Here is a 15,992-nt window from a genome sequence, read left to right on the forward strand (position 1 = left end):
GATCAGTGGTGCGCCATCGCCGCCTTGAGCCACCACGCGCCGAAGCCGCTGATCTTGGCATCGACCACCAGCGGCCGATCGAGGCCCGCGGCGACTCGCGTCGCCACCTCGTCCAGGTCGGTTCTCGTGCGGACGGTGACCGCGTCGCAGCCGTAACCCCGCGCGATCGCGGCCAGGTCCGTGTCCGGGAACGTCACGGTGCCGGTCGGTTCCCCACCGGGCTCGAAGAAGTAGACCTCGGCGCCGTAGGCGTGGTCGTTGTAGACGACGATCAGCATCGGCAGGTTCAGCCGCACCACGGTTTCGAGTTCGGCGATGCCCATCAGGAACCCGCCGTCGCCGCAGGCCGCGACCGGGAAGCGGTCCGGCAGGGCCAGCGCCGCACCGGTCGCGGTCGCCAGCCCGAGGCCGATCGACTGGAACGCCTGGGTGAAGCAGAACCCGTTCTCGTCCGGCACGTCGAGGTACATCGTCGGATACCCCATGAAGTTCCCCGAGTCCACGCCGACGACGCGGTTGCCCGGCACGATCTCGTCCAGGGCGGCCGACAGCGTGCGGGGGTCGATCGTGCCGGCGGTGCCCGCGTCCTCGTGCGCGTGGTCGCGCCAGCGGATCTCCTTCGCGATCCGCGTCCGCAGCCCGGCGCTGCGGTATCCCCCGCCGCGATGACCGTCCAGCCGCTCGGCGACGGCCTCGGCGGTGCCCGCGACGTCGCCGACGATGCCCAGTGCCACCGGCCGGTTGCGGCCGAGCGCGGCAGCGTCCAGATCGACCTGCACGAGCACGGTTTCCGGCCCGAGCAGCCGCCCGTGCGCGGTCGTCCAGTCGTTGAGCGCGCAACCCCAGCCGACCACGAGATCGGCGCCGCGGATGAGTTCGGCCGTCAGCGGCGAGGAAAACCCGCCGGACACGCCGATCCCCCACGGTTCGCCGGTGAACAGTCCTTTCGCGACAGCGCCCTCGGCGAGCAGTGCCCCGCTGAGATCCGCCAGTTCCACCAGCGCTTTCCGCGCCGAGCGCGCGCCACGGCCGCACAAGAACACCGGGCGTTCCGCCCGCCGCAACGCGGCGGCGAGCGCTTCGACGTCCTGGCCGGCGGCGCGCGGGTGCGGCAGCGGCTCGATGGCGGTCAGCCCATCGAGCAGGTGTTCGTCGAACGGCTCCTCCTGCACGTCGAGCGGGAGTCGCAAAAGGACGGTCCGCCGGTCCCGCCGCGCCAGTGCGAACGCGCGCCGCACGTCCGCGAGCGCGCTCTCCGCCGAGCGGACCACGACGCTGACCGCGCCGACGGCGTGCGCGAGTGCGCCGGAGTCGAGGTGGAAGTTGGACAGCGGATCGGTGACCTCGCCGGTGACCACGATCAGCGGCGTCCTGCTCTTCGCGGCCTCGCCGAGCCCGGTGGTCGCGTTGGCGAGCCCGCAACCCTGGTGCACCGAGACGACGGCGACCTCACCACTGCACCGCGCGTAGGCGTCCGCCATCGTGGTCGCGCCGCCCTCGTGGCGGGCCGCGACGAAGTCGCTGCCGCCGCGGACGAGTCCGTTGGTGAAGTGGAAGTTCCCGCTCCCGACCACGCCGAACGCCTTCCGGACGCCGAAGCGGGCCAACGCGACGCCGACGGCCTGCGCCACGTTCACGACTCGCCCTCCCCGCCGGGCACCACCGCGAGCACGCGCGCCGGGCTGCCGGTCCCGCCGACGATCGGCAGCGGGCAGACCACGACGAGCGCGCCGACCGGCGGCAGCGAACCGAGGTTCCGCAGCGAGGTGATGCCGTACTTGTCGGCGCCGAGGAGGTGGTGGTGCGCGGGCATCGGCGGGTCCAGCGCGAACCCGTTGCCCGCGTCGATCCCGACGGTTTCCACGCCGTAGCCCGCGATCGGCGTCTCTTCGGCGAGCCAGCGGGCCGCGGCGGCCGAGATGCCGGGAGTGTGGCTGACCCCGTCCGTGGTGTTCAGGAACGCCTCCCGGTCCTCGCCGTAGCGGTCCCAGCCGGACCGGACCAGCAGCCAGCCGCCGTCGCGCAACGGCCCGTGCCCGGCTTCCCACGCGCGGATGTCGTCGATCTCCAGCAGGAAGTCCGGGTCCTCGGCCACGCGCGCGGAAATGTCGAGGACGTGCGCGGGCCCGATCAGCCTGGCGACCGGCACCTCGGACACGTCGGCGCCGTCGCGGTTGGAGATCCAGTGCCGCGGCGCGTCGAGGTGGGTGCCGATGTGCTCACCGGTGTGGATGTTGTTGTGCCGCCACAGCGGACCGGCGTCGTCGAACTCGCTGACGCCTTCGAGGCTGAAGTCGACGAGGTTCGCGTACGGCGCGGGCAGCCGGAGCGTAGGCGTGTCCGCGCTGAGCTTCGCGGTGAGGTCGACGACCCGCAGCCCGCCGTCGGCCAGGTGGGTCAGGAACTTCTCGGCCGCGGTCTCGGCGGAGGTCTTCATGGGTGCGTCCTCTCATCTCGCGGGTCCACGACGGTCGTTGACAGGACGGTAGGCCAGCCCTACGGTACCGTGTTCAGTCGTACTGATGGAACAGTCAACTGGAGCGGTGCGAACATGGCCATGGCGGAGACCGAACCGGACGGCTCGGAGGGGCTTGGCGAACGCATTCGGCGCATCCGCACTGCGAAATCGCTGTCGATCCGCGAGCTGGCCGAGCGAGCCGAGGTGTCGACGGGGTTGATCAGTCAGGTTGAACGCGGGATCACCGATCCCAGCCTGCAGACCGCTCGCGCGCTGGCGAAAGCACTGCGGACGCCGCTGTTCGACCTGTTCGCCGAGCCGGACCGGTCCGAGGTCGCCGTGGTGCGCAAGGACCGCAGGCTCCGGCAGCAGTCACCGCACGGCGAGATCTCCTACGAACGCGTGTCCCCCGGTTCCGGGCGGCTCGAAATGCTCGAAGGGACGCTGAAACCGGGTGGCGTGTCGTCCGGCGAGCCGTGGACGCATCCTTCGCAGGAGTGCGTGGTCGTCACGCGGGGGACGCTCGTGGTCGAGGTCGACGGTGCCGAACACCGGCTGTCCACCGGCGATTCGTGCTACTTCGACTCGCGGCTGCCGCACCGCTACCGCAACGACGATGCCGTCCCCGTCACGTTCTTCGTGGCGATCACCCCGCCCAGCTACTGACCCGAACGGAGCGTCTTGACCGCCCACCCGAGCCCGGCCGCATTCCGGGCGCACTTCCCCGCCCTCGCCGACACGGTGCACCTCGCCAGCTGCAGCCAGGGCGCCCTTTCGGACGCGCTGACGGCCGAGCTCTTCGAGTTCCAGCACACGATCCGCGAACACGGGGCGCCGTGGGACAGGTGGATGACCAAGGTCGCCGAGGCGAGGGCGTCGTTCGCCCGGCTGATCGGCGCGGCCCCGGACGACATCGCGGTGGTGCCCTCGGCCTCCGAGGGTGCCTACCAGGTCGCTTCCACGCAGTCGTGGGCCCAGCGGCCCGGACTGGTCACGACCGACCTGGAATTCCCGTCGCTGGCCCATGTCTGGCTCGCGCAACAGGGCAGGGGCGCCGACGTCCGGTTCGTCCCGCACCACGACGGGCTCGTCGACGCCGAGGACTACGCCGCGCTGATCACCGGCGATACCCGGCTGGTGTCGGTCCCGTTGATCAGCTACGCCAACGGGTTGCGGTTCCCGGTGTCCGACGTCGTGGCGCTGGCGCGCGAACACGGCGCGCGGACGTTCGTCGATGCCTACCAGGGGCTCGGCGTCGAGCCGGTCGACGCCGCCGAACTCGGGTGCGACTACCTGGTGAGCGGCAGCCTGAAGTACCTGCTCGGCATTTCCGGGATCGCGTTCCTCTACGTCCGGCCCGGGCTGCGCGACGCCGTTTCCCCACCGCTGACGGGCTGGTTCGGCCGGACGAATCCGTTCGAGTTCGACCCGCGCCACCTCGACTACCCCGAGCACGCCCGCCGGTTCGAGACCGGGACGCCGTCGATTCCGTCGGCATACGGTGCGGCCGCCGGGTTGTCGCTGGTGCACCGGCTGGACGCGCACCACGTGCGCGATCACCTCCGCGCGCTCACGGGGAAACTGCAGCAGCGGTTGCTCGACGCCGGAGAACGGCTCCGGTCACCGCTGGCCGAGGAGCGGCGCGGCCCGCTCGTCGCCATGGCCGACTCCGATCCCGATGCGCTGGCGGCGTTCCTCGCCGCGCGGCGGATCGTGTGCAGTGCCCGCGGCGACGTGCTGCGGATGTCCTTCCACTACCACAACGACGAGTCCGATCTCGACGCCGTCGTACAGGCGATCGCCGAGTACCGCGCGAGCCAGTAGGGAGCCCGACGTGGCGCAGACGCCGCACCGGCTGCAGCGAAGGCTGCGGAGCAGACAGCTGACGATGATCGGAATCGGCGGGGCCATCGGCACCGGCCTGTTCCTCGGTTCGAGCCTGGCGATCTCGCACGCCGGGCCGGCCGTCGTGCTCGCCTATGTCCTTTGTGGACTTGTGGCGCTGGTGATCGCGTGGGCGCTCGCCGAGATGGTGGTGGTGCACCCGGCGGCGGGCGCGTTCGGCAGCATCGCCCAGAAGTACCTCGGCGTCGGCAGCGGATTCGTGGTGCGCTGGGCCTACTGGGCGATGCAGGTGATCGCGATCGGCGGTGAGACGATCGCGGCGGGCGTCTACGTCCAGTACTGGTGGCCGCGGATTCCCCTCTGGCTCCCGGTCGCGGTGTTCTCGCTGCTGGTGATCGTGGTCAACGCCGCGGCGGTGCACATCTTCGGCGAGTTCGAGTACTGGTTCTCGATGATCAAGGTGTGCGCGATCCTGGTGTTCGTCGTGCTCGGGCTGGTGCTGGTGTTCTTCGGGCTGCCGCAGGCCCCCGCGACCGGCGCGGCGAACCTGACCGCGGACGGCGGCTTCCTGCCGAACGGCGTGTCCGGCCTGCTGCTGGCGATGGTCTTCGTGCTGTTCAGCTACATCGGCACGGAGGTCGTCTCGGTCACCGCGGCCGAATCGGAGAACCCCGCCCGCGACATCCCGCGCGCGGCCAGGGCGATGGTGCTGCGGCTGGGCCTGTTCTACGTCGCGGCGATGCTCGTGGTCGTCCTCGTGGTGCCGTGGACGGTGACCAGCGAGGGCGGTTCGATCACCGCGAGCCCGTTCGTGCGCGTGTTCGCCGCGGCCGGGGTGCCCGCCGCGGCGACCGTGATGAACTTCGTGGTCCTCACGGCCGCGCTCTCCAGCGCGAACACGAACCTCTACCTCACCACGCGGATGCTGCACTCCCTCGCCGAGCACCGGTTCGCCCCGGCCTGGGCCGGCAGGCTGACCGGTGCCGGGGTGCCGCGCAACGCGCTCGTGCTCTCCACCGCCGGGCTGGTCATCGCGACGGTCCTGTCGAAGAACTCCGATTCCGGCGCCTACCTCGTGCTGTTCGGGATCTCGATCTTCGCCGCGCTGGTGGTGTGGATGATCATCCTGGTCACGCACCTGGCGTTCCGGATCCGGCGGCGCCGGGCCGGCCTGCCCCCGTCCCCGGTCCGGCTGTGGGGCGCGCCGGTGGTCAACGCGGTCGTCATCGCGTTCCTCGCCACGGTGCTGGTCTCCACGTTCTGGGTCGAAGGGCTCGGCCCGGCGTGGCAGTTCGGCATCCCGTTCTTCGTCCTGCTGGTGGTGGTCTACCAGGTGCTGCGCAGGACCGGGCGGACCAGGCAGGCGCGGGAGGCGGATCTCGAGGACTCCACGCTCACCGCGGGCCGCGGACAGGGCGGAGAATCCGCCTGAGCACGACGCGGAACTCGTCGCCGGGCAGGCCCGGCCGTCAGGCCCGTGAACCGAGGACGTGGTCGACGGCCGCGTGCAGCGTCTCGGTTTCGGTGGCCAGAATCGAGTCACCGGCGGGCAGTGCCCTCGCGATCGAAAGTCCGTTGAGGACGGTCACGAGGAATCGGGCACGCCGGGCGTTGTCGCCATCGGCGAGCGCGCCTTCGTCGCCCAGGACGGTCAGCCAGTACTCGACACGGCGTTGCGCTTCCCGCTCGATGGCGAGATACGCCGCGCGGTTCTCGTCGGTCGGCTCGGGCTCGATGTAGGTCTTGAAGATCTCGCTCCAGCCCGCTCGCGCCTGTTCGCCGACACCGGCGGGGGCGAGCACCTGCCGGAGGCAATCGATCAGCCGGTCCCGCGCCGGTGCCGACTTGTCGTGGATCCGGTCGCCGGGGGCGACCACGTCGTAGACGCCGGCGAGCACGGCGTCCTGCAGCGCGCGCTGCGTCGGGAAGTGGTACCTGAGCGAGCCGGTGCTCACCCCGGCCCGTGCCGCGACCGCACGCACGCTCAGCCGCGCGCCAGGGTCCTCCCCGAACATCGCCATGGCCGCCCGAAGGACCCTGTCCCGGCTACCGGCACCCGTCTCCTGCTCCACCATCGCCACCTCCGTTAACACACCGTACTAGCACACTGTGCTACTGTCGCGTCCCGACCGCACTAACACAGTGTATTAGGAGCCGGGCCGAATCGGCCGTCACCGGGTGCCCGGCGAACGAAACGGACGTGAAACCCATGAACCGCCTGAGCAAGCCGTTCCAGCTCATCCGCGCCGACCTCCGTGCGTACCTCCTCATCAACGCGTTCGTCATCGGAGCGCTGCTCCTCGGCATGGCGCTGGGGGCGCTCTTCCCCGGCCTGTACGCCGCCCGGACCGCATCGTTCGCGGAAGGCGGCCAGGGGGCGCTCGTCAACGCGGTGGTCGGCAACGGGTGGGTGTTCGGCGCGGTCATCTTCCTCGTCAACGTGTTCCCGACCGCGTTGCTGCTCATCACCCTCCCGTCGCTCGTGGTCCCCTTCGCCGGACTCGCGGTGTTCGCGCTCAAGACGATCGACCTGGGTATCGTGCTGGCCCCCGTCACCGGGACCTCGGCACGGACCCTCATCCCGCACTCCCTCACGCTCCTCATCGAGTTCCAGGCCTACGCGCTCGTGCTGTTCGGCGCGTACCTGCTGGGCAGGTCCTGGCTCCGGCCCGCGACGGCCGGCGCCCCCACCCGCCGGCAGGGATACCTGCGCGGGCTGAGCCGTGCGGGCTGGCTCTGGCTCCCGGCACTCGCGCTCTTCTTCGTCGGCGCGGTGTACGAGGCCATCGAGATCTACTTCCTGGTGCCGCTGGTGCTCGGCTCCTGACGACTTCCGTCCACACCGGATCGATTCCCGCCGATGATGCCACCGGGCCTTCGTCTCCCGGCTGGCGCTCGGCGCCGGGCGGCTGTCCACCAGACGCGGCCTGGGGAAAGGAAACCGGCTACGCTCGCCCGGTGAACGACTCCGCGAAGCCCGGCCCGGTCAAGATCGGGAACGTGCTGCACCCGGTTTCCGATGTCGAGTCGGCCGTGCGGTTCTACGCCACCGCCCTCGGGCTGACCGCGAAATTCGTTGACGGCGACCGCTACGCGGCCCTCGACGCGGGCGGGACCACGCTGGCCCTCGCCGGCCCGGCGGAGGACGTCACCGGCGGCGTGCCCGCGGCGTCGTTCAAGGTGCCCGACGTGGCCGCCGCGCTGGCCGCGCTGGTGGCAGGCGGCGGATCCGTTGTCCGGCAACCGGAACGCGGCCCGCACGAGGTCAGGGCCGTGGCGCGCGACCCATGGGGCAACACCATCGTCGTCTACGGGCCGCGGTAGCACCACGACGCCGGACCCTTCAGCGCGATTTCGGCAACAACCCGGCGGAGTACCGCGGACTCGAGGTGGTGGAGCGGGTCGCGCTCCGCGCGGTCGAGACCCCGCAGAACCTGAGCTACCTCCGGACGAAGCGCGATCGCATGGGCCACGCCTTCGCCGCGTTGACGGATCCCTTGCTGGGGCCGAAAACCGGGGGTTCTGACCCGCGCCGGAACCGTGCTCAGGCCGCGTCCACGAGTGCGACGGTCTCACCGGGCCGCGGCAGCCACAGCCGGTCGGCCATCCCCGCCGCCTCGAACGCCTCCCGCAGGGTCCCGGGGCCCTGGGTGAAGTGCGCCCAGTGCTCGAAGTGCAACGGGACGACCTGGCGTGCACCGAGAACGCGGGCGGCCTCGACCGCGGACTCGCTGGTGAGCGTGAGCGGGTCGTCCCCGGTCAGGGGCGTCTTCGCGGCACCCGCGAACAGCACCGCGACGTCGACCCGGCCACCGCGTTCGGCGATCGAGCGGACCACGCCGAGCGAAGCGTTGTCACCACTGACGTACACCGTCGGCAGGCCGTCGCCGGAAAGCAGGAACCCGGTGACCGTGCCGACCATCGGCTCGGATCCCGGCGGGCCGTGCAGCGCGGGCAGCCCGGTGATCCGCAGCGTGCCCCCTCCTGGGCGGGGCAGCTCCACTCCGGTCCAGTTCGGCAGCGCCCGCGCGGCACCGCCGAGGCGCTCCGCGGCCTCCTCGGTGGTCAGCACCAGCGGAACCGCGGCGAGGCTCTCGCGGCCGAGCTGGTCGAGGTTGTCCGGGTGCTGGTCGTGGGAAAGCAGCGTGACGTCGAACTGGCCCAGCCCGGCGGGTGCCACCGCGGGGCCGGCGGTCTTGACCAGGCTGCGGTCGCCGATCGGGTACTCCCCCGGCTGGTCGAAGGTCGGGTCGGTCAGCAGCCGGATCCCGCCGAGTTCGAGCACCGCCGTCGGGCCGCCCAGATAACGGATCGTGTTCGTCATACCGTCATCCTGCCCGCGCGGGGACGGTGACCGTGAGTGGCAGCAATGTCGTACACCGATGGGATGCCGCCAGTAGGGTGCTGCCATGCGCAAGATCGCTCTCGTGCTCTTCGACGGTGCCCGCCTGTTCGACACCGCGGTGGTCACCGAGGTCTGGCAGCCCGACCAGCGCTCGGTGGGGCTGCCTGGCTTCGAACTGCGTCGCTGCGCGGTGACCAGGAGGCCGGTGGAACTGACCGGCGGGGCGACCGCGGCACCGGAACGCACCCTGGCCTGGCTGCGCACCGCGGACCTGATCGTCGTGCCGGGCATGGCCGATCCGGACGCCGCGATCGCGCCGGAGCTCCCGGCGGCGCTGCGATCCGCGCACCGGGCAGGCACCACCGTCGCCAGCCTGTGCCTCGGCGCGTTCGTGCTCGGCGCCGCCGGACTGCTGGACGGGCGCCCTGCCGTGACGCACTGGGCGTACGCGGACCGGCTCGCCCAGCGCCACCCGCGCGCCGCGGTCGACCCCAAGGCGCTGTTCACCGGCGCGGACGGCGTGTGGTCCTCGGCCGGGGTCGCGGCGGGCATCGATCTGTGCCTGCACCTGGTGCGCACCGCCCACGGTGCCGAAGTGGCCGCCACCATCGCCAGGGCCATGGTGACCGCGCCCTTCCGCACCGGCGGGCAGGCGCAGTTCATCACCGCGCCCACCACGACCCGCGACCGGACCGGCGACGCCCTCGGCGCGGTCCGCGAGCGGGCCCTGCGGGAGCTGCACCGGCCGCTGACGGTCGCGGAACTGGCAGGCTGGGGCGGCATGTCGGCCCGCACCTTCGCCCGCCGCTTCACCGCCGAGACCGGCACCAGCCCCCTGCGCTGGCTGCTCGAACAGCGCATCGCCCGCGCCCAGCAGCTGCTGGAACGGACCGACCTGACCGTCGACGCCGTCGCGGGCCGGTGCGGTTTCGGCTCGTCGGTCACCTTCCGCCAGCACTTCACCCGGCACGTCGGCGTCTCGCCGAGCCGGTACCGGCACGACTTCCACCTCACCGATTCCCGCTAGGCAAGGGAGCCGCCAGTCGAGGACGAAGCCGCGCGCATCACCGCGCTGCTCCCCGACGGCCCGCGCACGAGGCAGGATGTCCGCATGAGCGAGCCTTCCTTCACCCTCGTGCAGCTGCGCTACTTCGAGGCGGCGGCCCGGCACCTCAGCATGACCGCCGCCGCGAAGGAGCTCGTGGTCTCCCAGTCGGCCGTGTCGACCGCGATCGCGCAGCTGGAGAAGGAAATGGGCGTGCAGTTCCTGTTGCGCCACCACGCCCGCGGGCTCAGCCTGACCACGGCGGGCGAGGCGTTCTACAAGCGGGTGCTGGACTTCCTCGCCCACGGTGCCGAACTGGTCGAGACCGCGCGGCAGTCCGGCACCGAGCTCGTCGGGACGCTGACGGTCGGCTGCTTCGCCACGCTCGCGCCGTTCCGGCTCCCCCTCCTGCTGGCCGAGTTCGAAACCCGGCACCCGCGCGTCCACGTGTCCCTGCGCGAAGGCGAGCACCACGCGCTCAAAACGGCCCTGCGCTCGGGTGAAACCGAACTCGCCCTGCTGTACGGCTACGACCTCGACGACGACATCGACCGCGAGGTCGTGGGCACCGCGGCCCCGTACGCCCTCGTCGCCGAGGACCACCGGCTCGCGCGCCGGAAGAGCCGCAAGGTGTCACTGCGGGACCTTGCCGACGAGCCCATGGTGCTGCTCGACCTGCCGCACAGCCGCGAGTACCTGCAGTCGATCCTGAGCGACGCGGGCGTGGAACCCCGTGTCCGCCATCGCAGCAGCGGGTACGAGACCGTCCGCGCCCTCGTCGCCTACGGCCACGGTTTCGCGCTGCTCAACCAGCGCCCGCCCGCCGAAACCACTTATTCGGGCGCCCGGGCCGTACCGCTCACCTTGACCGACGACGTCCCGTCGCTGAAGATCGTCGTCGCCTCGATGCGCGGAGCCCGGCTCACCCGCCGGGCACAGGAGTTCCGGGAGCTCTGCCGCGCCCGGTACTCGAAGTGACGCCCCGGTTCACCACGTCTTCCCGCCTGCTCCCGGACCGCGTGGTTGACCCGGTTGAAGAGGTTGGTCATCGCGATGTTCAGGATGATCGCGGACCGCTGCTTCTCCTCGAACCGGGCGGCCGCCCCTCCCGGTCATCCGGGGTGAGTCAGGCTTGCCGCAGGTAACCGCGCTGGGTCGCGATGTGGTCGGCGACGAACTTGGCGTCGTGCCACACCCCCCAGATGAAGCTCGATCCGCGCCGCGCCAGCCACGGCAGGCCGAGGAAGTAGACGCCGGGCTCGGCGGACACACCGCGCCGGTGCTTCGGCTTGCCGCTCTCGTCGAACGCGTCGACCTGCAGCCAGCCGTAGTCGACGGCGAAGCCGGTCGCCCAGACGATCGAGCCGACACCCGCGAGGTCGAGTTCGAGGACGGGGTCGGTCACACCGGCCGGATCCGGGCCCAGCACGCGGGCGCCCGGCTCCTCCGGGAGGTCGAGGCCGTTGCGTTCGACGTAAGCGTCGGCTTCGTCGAGCAGCGCCAGGTAGTTCGCGTCGCCTCCGGCGATGTTGGCCCCGAGGTCGGGGGCGAAGCGGAGGGTGCCGCTGTCGAACGAAGCGGTCAGGCCGACGAGTTCGATGCCGAGCCCGGCGAGCGCGCGGAAGTCCACTGTGGACCCGCCGCGCGCGCCGCTGACCGCGATGGTGACGTGCTCCGCGCCCGATGGCGGCGTCTCGGCGTCCCACTTGCCGAGGACGCCGAGCCACCAGCAGAAGTCGCGCCCGCGGTACTGGCGGGGAGGGCGGTCGTGCGGACCGACGGAGAGGTACACGCGCCGCCCCGACCGGCGGAGCTCCTCGGCGATCTGCACCCCCGAGGACCCGGCCCCGACCACCAGCACCGCACCCTCGGGCAACTGCGCCGGATTCCGGTAAGCGCTGGAGTGGAGCTGCGCGGGCCCGGCGTCACCGGGCACGATCGGCGGAATCACGGGCCGCTGGAACGGCCCGGTCGCCGCGATGACGTAGCGGGCCTCGATGGTCCCGTCCGAGGTCTCCGCGTGGAAGCCGGGGCGTCCCTCGTTCCTCCGGACCGATTTCACCTCGATACCGGTGCGGATCGGCGCGGCGATCTTCTCCGCGTACGCCTCGAAGTACGCCGCGATCTGGTCCTTCGAAGCGAACGCGCCGGGCGCCAGGCCGGCGAACTCCAGACCGGGGAAGCGATCGTGCCAGGCTGGCCCGTTCGCGACCAGCGAGTCCCACCGCTCCGAGCGCCAGCGCTCGGCGATCCGGTTCCGTTCCACGACCAGGTGCGGCACACCGCAGGCACTCAGGTGCTCGCTCATCGCCAGCCCGGCCTGCCCCCCGCCCACGACGAGGGCTTCAACCTCTTGGCTCGACATCCCCAACCTCCACTCCGGACCGGCGGGCGAACCGACCCGGTTCGTCTCCACGCCTCTGTGCGTCTCACCGGATCCTCGTGGCAGGCACTTCCCGTGTCCAACAGATGTTTTTGGACCACAAGATCTGTTTTGGCGATACAGACTGCATCAGTATTTCCGATTCACTGGTCCAAAAACATCTACTGGACAGAACTCAGGGGCTGCGTTCAGGCTGGGGCGACAACGCCGCCGATCCGTCCGGCAACCTCCGCAGGGAAGGGGAGTGAAGTGACCGTCCACCGTCGCATCCGCCCGTTCAACACGCGCGACACCTACCCCGAGCAGAACCTCGACAACGACCTCTGCCAGGCCGTCGTCGCGGGGGGCACGGTCTACGTCCGCGGTCAGATCGGCCAGGACCTCGACACCAGCGAATCCGTCGGGATCGGCGACGCCGCCGCGCAGGCCGAGCAGGCGATGGCCAATATCGCCCTGCTGCTCGACGAGGCGGGCAGCAGGATGGAGCACCTGGTCAAGCTCACCATCTACCTGATCGACCCGCGCTACCGCGAGGACGTCTACCGCGTGGTCGGCCGCTGGACCAAGGGCGTGCACCCGATCTCGACCGGCCTGGTGGTCTCCGCGCTCGCCAGGCCGGAGTGGCTGTGCGAGATCGACGCCATCGCCGTCATCCCGCAGGAGGAAAAGTGACCTTCTCGATCGTGGCCCGCGCGGTCGTCAACGGCACCGTGCGCTTCGGGATCGCGGCCAGTTCGTCCAGCCCCGCCGTCGCCGCCCGCGTCGCGCACCTGCGCCCCGGTGCCGGCGCGGCGGCCTCGCAGAACATCACCGACCCGCGGCTCGGTGGCCGCCTGCTCGACCGGCTCGCCGAGCACGGCGACCCCGAGCGGGCCCTGTCCGAGGTGACCGCCGCCGCGAAAGACATCGAGTACCGGCAGCTCACCGTGCTCGGCCAGGACGGCCCCGGGTTCGCCTACAGCGGGTCGCGGACGCTGGGCAGGCACGGCTCCGCCACCGCGGACGGTGTCGTGGCGGCGGGCAACATGCTGGCGGGCGACCACATCCCGCAGGCCATTGTGGACGCGTTCGGCGCCGCCACCGGGGAGCTGGAGCAGCGGCTCGTCACCGCGTTGGGGGCCGGTCTCGCCGCGGGCGGCGAGGAGGGCCCGGTCCGGTCGGCCGGTGTGGCCGTGGTGTCCGATGTGGACTGGCGGATCACCGATCTCCGGGTGGACTGGGCCGACGACCCGGTCGACCGCCTGGCCGAACTCCTCGACGTGTGGCTCCCCCAGCGCGACGACTACGTCACCCGCGGGCTCGACCCCGCGTCGGCACCGTCGTACGGCGTGCCGGGAGACGACCGATGACCGCGCTGAAGGACGCGGCGCGCGCCAGGGTCGACCGGCATGCCGACGCGCTGGTCCTCCTGTCGGAACGGCTGCACGCCGACCCCGAGACCGCCTGGGAGGAACACCGCGCCGCCGCCGCGGTCCCGGAGCTGCTCGACCGGGCCGGGTTCGCCGTCACCGCCCGCTACCTCGGCCTGGACACCGCGTTCCACGCGAGCTACGGCAGCGGTCCCGTGCGGATCGCGCTGTGCGCGGAATACGACGCGCTGCCCGGCCTCGGCCACGCGTGCGGGCACAACCTCATCGCCGCCGGTTCGATCGGCGCGGCACTCGGACTGTCCGAAGTGGCCGACGAAGCCGGGATCACCGTCGAGGTCTACGGCACCCCGGCCGAGGAGGGCGGCGGCGGGAAGATCGAGCTGCTCGACCGCGGCGCGTTCGCCGGTGCCGACCTGGCGATGCTGGCGCACCCGGCACCGGTGGACGTCGCCGAGGCGCGGCCGTTCGCCGTCAGCCACTCGAAGATCTCCTACACCGGCAAGTCCGCGCACGCCGCCGCCTACCCCGAGGCCGGGATCAACGCGGCCGACGCGTTCACCGTCGCGCAGGTCGCCATCGGGCTGCTGCGCCAGCAGCTCCCGGCGTCGGCACGGGTGCACGGCGTGGTGACGCACGCGGGCGACGCGCCGAACGCGATCCCGGAGCGCGCCACCGGCCGCTGGTACGTGCGCGCCGAGACGCTCGCCGAGCTGGCGGAGCTGGAGCCCCGCGTCCTGCGCGCCTTCGAAGCAGGCGCGCTGGCCACCGGGTGCGAGCTGGCGGTGGAACCGGAAAGCAAGCCGTACGCCGAATTCCGCGCCGACGAGACGGCACTGGCCGCCTACCGCGCCAACGCGCTCGAACTCGGCCGCGAGTTCGCCACCGGCGGCACCGCGTCGCGCATGAACCGGGCTTCCACCGACATGGGCAACGTCTCGCAGGTCGTGCCCGCCATTCACCCGTACGTCGGGATCGGCTCCCTGCCCGCGATCAACCACCAGCGCGAGTTCGCCGCGCACTGCGTCGGCGGCACCGCACAGCGGGCCCTGCTCGACAGCGCGGTCGCGCTGGCGTGGACCGGGGTGGACCGGGCGGCGACGCCGTGAACCGCACCGAGCACGACATGCTCGGCGAGATCAGCGTGCCGTCGGAGGCCTACTACGGCGCCCACACCGCACGCGCGCTCGTCAACTTCCCGATCACGCGCGAGACCCTCGCCGACCGGCCGCACCTGGTCGTGGCGCTGGCGACGATCAAACAGGCCGCGGCCGCCGCCAACGCCGAGATCGGCGCGCTCGACCGCGGCAGGGCCGACGCCATCGGGACGGCCTGCGCCGAGATCAGGGCGGGCGGGCTGCACGACCAGTTCGTCGTCGACCTGATCCAGGGCGGCGCCGGGACCTCGACCAACATGAACGCCAACGAGGTCATCGCCAACCGCGCGCTGGAACTGCTCGGCCACCACCGCGGTGGCTACTCCGCACTGCACCCGCTCGATCACGTCAACCTGGGGCAGAGCACGAACGACGTCTACCCCACCGCGGTCAAGCTCGCGCTCGACAGCCACCTCGCAGAACTGCTCGCCGCACTCGCCGGGCTGCGGGAGGCGTTCTCCGCCAAGGCTTTCGAGTTCACCGACGTGCTGAAGATGGGCCGCACCCAGCTGCAGGACGCCGTCCCGATGACCCTCGGCCAGGAGTTCGGCGCCTTCGCCGCCACGCTCGCCGAGGACGAACAGCGCCTCGCCGAGGCCCGGCTCCTGCTGCACGAGCTCAACCTCGGCGGCACCGCGATCGGCACCGGGCTCAACGCCCGCCCCGGCTACCGCGAGCGCGCCGTGGCGCACCTGCGCGAGCTGACCGGGATCCGCACGCTCGTCTCCGCACCCGACCTCATCGAGGCGACCCAGGACGTCGGCGTGTTCGTCCAGCTCTCCGGTGTGCTGAAACGGGTCGCGGTCAAGCTGTCCAAGATCTGCAACGACCTCCGGCTGCTCTCCTCCGGCCCGCAAGCGGGCCTCGGCGAGATCACCCTGCCCGCCCGGCAGGCGGGGTCCTCGATCATGCCCGGCAAGGTGAACCCGGTGATCCCCGAGGCGGTCAACCAGATCGCCTTCGAGGTCATCGGCAACGACGTCACCGTCACGCTCGCCGCCGAAGGCGGGCAGTTGCAGCTCAACGCCTTCGAGCCGATCATCGCCCGCGCGCTGACCGCGGGGCTCGACCACCTCACCGCCGGGATCGGCGTGCTCACCGAGCACTGCGTCCGCGGGATCACCGCCCACCGCGAGCGCCTCGCGGGAATCGTCGCGACGTCGACCGGCCTGGTGACCGCGCTGAGCCCGGCACTCGGGTACGAGACGGCGTGCGCGATCGCGCTCGAGGCGCACCACACCGGCCGCCCCGCGCTCGATCTGGTGCGCGAGCGCGGGCTGCTCACCGATCAGCAGCTCGGCGCGCTCACCACCCCGAGGGCGCTCACCGGCGCCCCGCCCACCTGACCGTCCACACGGGACAGCGCAGTCCCGCACAGCATGATCGCGAGAT

At 71.7% G+C, this 15,992-nt stretch carries 16 protein-coding genes; 11 read left to right on the forward strand and 5 right to left on the reverse strand.

What is annotated here, in order from left to right:
* Positions 1-2: 2 nt before the first annotated feature.
* Together ABD256_RS14285 and ABD256_RS14290 are read right to left on the reverse strand one after the other, a co-directional pair.
* Positions 3-1,637, reverse strand: coding sequence for a thiamine pyrophosphate-binding protein (locus ABD256_RS14285; RefSeq protein WP_344417769.1), 1,635 nt, complete (start codon positions 1,635-1,637; stop codon positions 3-5).
* Positions 1,634-2,437 carry a cyclase family protein gene (locus tag ABD256_RS14290; protein ID WP_344417771.1) on the reverse strand — a complete coding sequence of 268 codons (804 nt, stop codon included), beginning with the start codon at positions 2,435-2,437 and terminating at the stop codon, positions 1,634-1,636. The genes ABD256_RS14285 and ABD256_RS14290 overlap by 4 nt, the downstream gene beginning before the upstream one ends.
* A gap of 114 nt (positions 2,438-2,551) precedes the next feature.
* Between ABD256_RS14290 and ABD256_RS14295 the strand changes: the two genes are divergently transcribed.
* From ABD256_RS14295 to ABD256_RS14305, 3 genes are all read left to right on the forward strand, one after another.
* On the forward strand, positions 2,552-3,124 hold the full coding sequence (locus tag ABD256_RS14295) for a cupin domain-containing protein (protein ID WP_344417773.1): 573 nt from the start codon (positions 2,552-2,554) through the stop codon (positions 3,122-3,124).
* Positions 3,125-3,139: 15 nt separating this feature from the next.
* A complete protein-coding gene (locus ABD256_RS14300) occupies positions 3,140-4,282 on the forward strand; it encodes an aminotransferase class V-fold PLP-dependent enzyme (RefSeq protein WP_344417775.1) in 1,143 nt (380 codons plus the stop codon).
* 64 nt (positions 4,283-4,346) lie between these two features.
* Positions 4,347-5,735, forward strand: coding sequence for an amino acid permease (locus tag ABD256_RS14305; RefSeq protein WP_425546455.1), 1,389 nt, complete (start codon positions 4,347-4,349; stop codon positions 5,733-5,735).
* Between the two features lie 37 nt (positions 5,736-5,772).
* Here the strand turns inward: ABD256_RS14305 and ABD256_RS14310 are convergent, their stop codons facing one another.
* Entirely contained in the window at positions 5,773-6,378 is a 606-nt protein-coding gene (locus tag ABD256_RS14310; RefSeq protein ID WP_344417779.1) for a TetR/AcrR family transcriptional regulator, read from the reverse strand.
* 134 nt (positions 6,379-6,512) lie between these two features.
* Here ABD256_RS14310 and ABD256_RS14315 point away from each other — a divergent pair, with 134 nt between their 5' ends.
* Complete coding sequence (locus tag ABD256_RS14315) at positions 6,513-7,130, forward strand: stage II sporulation protein M (RefSeq protein ID WP_344417781.1); 618 nt, start codon at positions 6,513-6,515, stop codon at positions 7,128-7,130.
* Between the two features lie 131 nt (positions 7,131-7,261).
* Complete coding sequence (locus ABD256_RS14320; protein ID WP_344417783.1) at positions 7,262-7,627, forward strand: VOC family protein; 366 nt, start codon at positions 7,262-7,264, stop codon at positions 7,625-7,627.
* Positions 7,628-7,847: 220 nt separating this feature from the next.
* Here ABD256_RS14320 and ABD256_RS14325 read toward each other — a convergent pair whose 3' ends face one another.
* Positions 7,848-8,627: an MBL fold metallo-hydrolase gene (locus ABD256_RS14325; protein WP_344417785.1), complete on the reverse strand. Its 780-nt coding sequence runs from the start codon at positions 8,625-8,627 to the stop codon at positions 7,848-7,850.
* Between the two features lie 85 nt (positions 8,628-8,712).
* Here ABD256_RS14325 and ABD256_RS14330 point away from each other — a divergent pair, with 85 nt between their 5' ends.
* Complete coding sequence (locus tag ABD256_RS14330; protein WP_344417787.1) at positions 8,713-9,675, forward strand: GlxA family transcriptional regulator; 963 nt, start codon at positions 8,713-8,715, stop codon at positions 9,673-9,675.
* An 84-nt stretch (positions 9,676-9,759) separates the two neighbouring features.
* Entirely contained in the window at positions 9,760-10,671 is a 912-nt protein-coding gene (locus ABD256_RS14335; RefSeq protein ID WP_344417789.1) for a LysR substrate-binding domain-containing protein, read from the forward strand.
* 148 nt (positions 10,672-10,819) lie between these two features.
* Here ABD256_RS14335 and ABD256_RS14340 read toward each other — a convergent pair whose 3' ends face one another.
* Positions 10,820-12,058, reverse strand: a complete 1,239-nt coding sequence (locus ABD256_RS14340) for a flavin-containing monooxygenase (RefSeq protein WP_344417791.1) — start codon at positions 12,056-12,058, stop codon at positions 10,820-10,822.
* Between the two features lie 267 nt (positions 12,059-12,325).
* Between ABD256_RS14340 and ABD256_RS14345 the strand changes: the two genes are divergently transcribed.
* The 4 genes from ABD256_RS14345 to ABD256_RS14360 are packed head-to-tail and all read left to right on the forward strand — an operon-like array spanning position 12,326 to position 15,946.
* Positions 12,326-12,748: a RidA family protein gene (locus tag ABD256_RS14345; protein ID WP_344417793.1), complete on the forward strand. Its 423-nt coding sequence runs from the start codon at positions 12,326-12,328 to the stop codon at positions 12,746-12,748.
* Complete coding sequence (locus ABD256_RS14350; protein ID WP_344417795.1) at positions 12,745-13,425, forward strand: DUF1028 domain-containing protein; 681 nt, start codon at positions 12,745-12,747, stop codon at positions 13,423-13,425. The genes ABD256_RS14345 and ABD256_RS14350 overlap by 4 nt, the downstream gene beginning before the upstream one ends.
* Positions 13,422-14,552: a M20 family metallopeptidase gene (locus ABD256_RS14355; protein WP_344417797.1), complete on the forward strand. Its 1,131-nt coding sequence runs from the start codon at positions 13,422-13,424 to the stop codon at positions 14,550-14,552. The genes ABD256_RS14350 and ABD256_RS14355 overlap by 4 nt, the downstream gene beginning before the upstream one ends.
* Entirely contained in the window at positions 14,549-15,946 is a 1,398-nt protein-coding gene (locus ABD256_RS14360; RefSeq protein WP_344417799.1) for an aspartate ammonia-lyase, read from the forward strand. The genes ABD256_RS14355 and ABD256_RS14360 overlap by 4 nt, the downstream gene beginning before the upstream one ends.
* The last annotated feature ends 46 nt before the right edge of the window (positions 15,947-15,992 follow it).

The sequence above is a fragment of the Amycolatopsis minnesotensis genome, assembly GCF_039529815.1.
Taxonomy (GTDB): domain Bacteria; phylum Actinomycetota; class Actinomycetes; order Mycobacteriales; family Pseudonocardiaceae; genus Amycolatopsis; species Amycolatopsis minnesotensis.

Excerpts from the sequence above, each read along its gene's own strand:
- ABD256_RS14335 (WP_344417789.1), top strand. The coding sequence starts at position 9,760 with ATGAGCGAGCCTTCCTTCACCCTCGTGCAGCTGCGCTACTTCGAGGCG.
- ABD256_RS14305 (WP_425546455.1), top strand. The coding sequence starts at position 4,347 with ATGATCGGAATCGGCGGGGCCATCGGCACCGGCCTGTTCCTCGGTTCG.
- ABD256_RS14315 (WP_344417781.1), top strand. The coding sequence starts at position 6,513 with ATGAACCGCCTGAGCAAGCCGTTCCAGCTCATCCGCGCCGACCTCCGT.
- ABD256_RS14295 (WP_344417773.1), top strand. The coding sequence starts at position 2,552 with ATGGCCATGGCGGAGACCGAACCGGACGGCTCGGAGGGGCTTGGCGAA.
- ABD256_RS14310 (WP_344417779.1), bottom strand. The coding sequence starts at position 6,378 with ATGGTGGAGCAGGAGACGGGTGCCGGTAGCCGGGACAGGGTCCTTCGG.
- ABD256_RS14355 (WP_344417797.1), top strand. The coding sequence starts at position 13,422 with ATGACCGCGCTGAAGGACGCGGCGCGCGCCAGGGTCGACCGGCATGCC.
- ABD256_RS14325 (WP_344417785.1), bottom strand. The coding sequence starts at position 8,627 with ATGACGAACACGATCCGTTATCTGGGCGGCCCGACGGCGGTGCTCGAA.
- ABD256_RS14290 (WP_344417771.1), bottom strand. The coding sequence starts at position 2,437 with ATGAAGACCTCCGCCGAGACCGCGGCCGAGAAGTTCCTGACCCACCTG.
- ABD256_RS14330 (WP_344417787.1), top strand. The coding sequence starts at position 8,713 with ATGCGCAAGATCGCTCTCGTGCTCTTCGACGGTGCCCGCCTGTTCGAC.
- ABD256_RS14340 (WP_344417791.1), bottom strand. The coding sequence starts at position 12,058 with ATGTCGAGCCAAGAGGTTGAAGCCCTCGTCGTGGGCGGGGGGCAGGCC.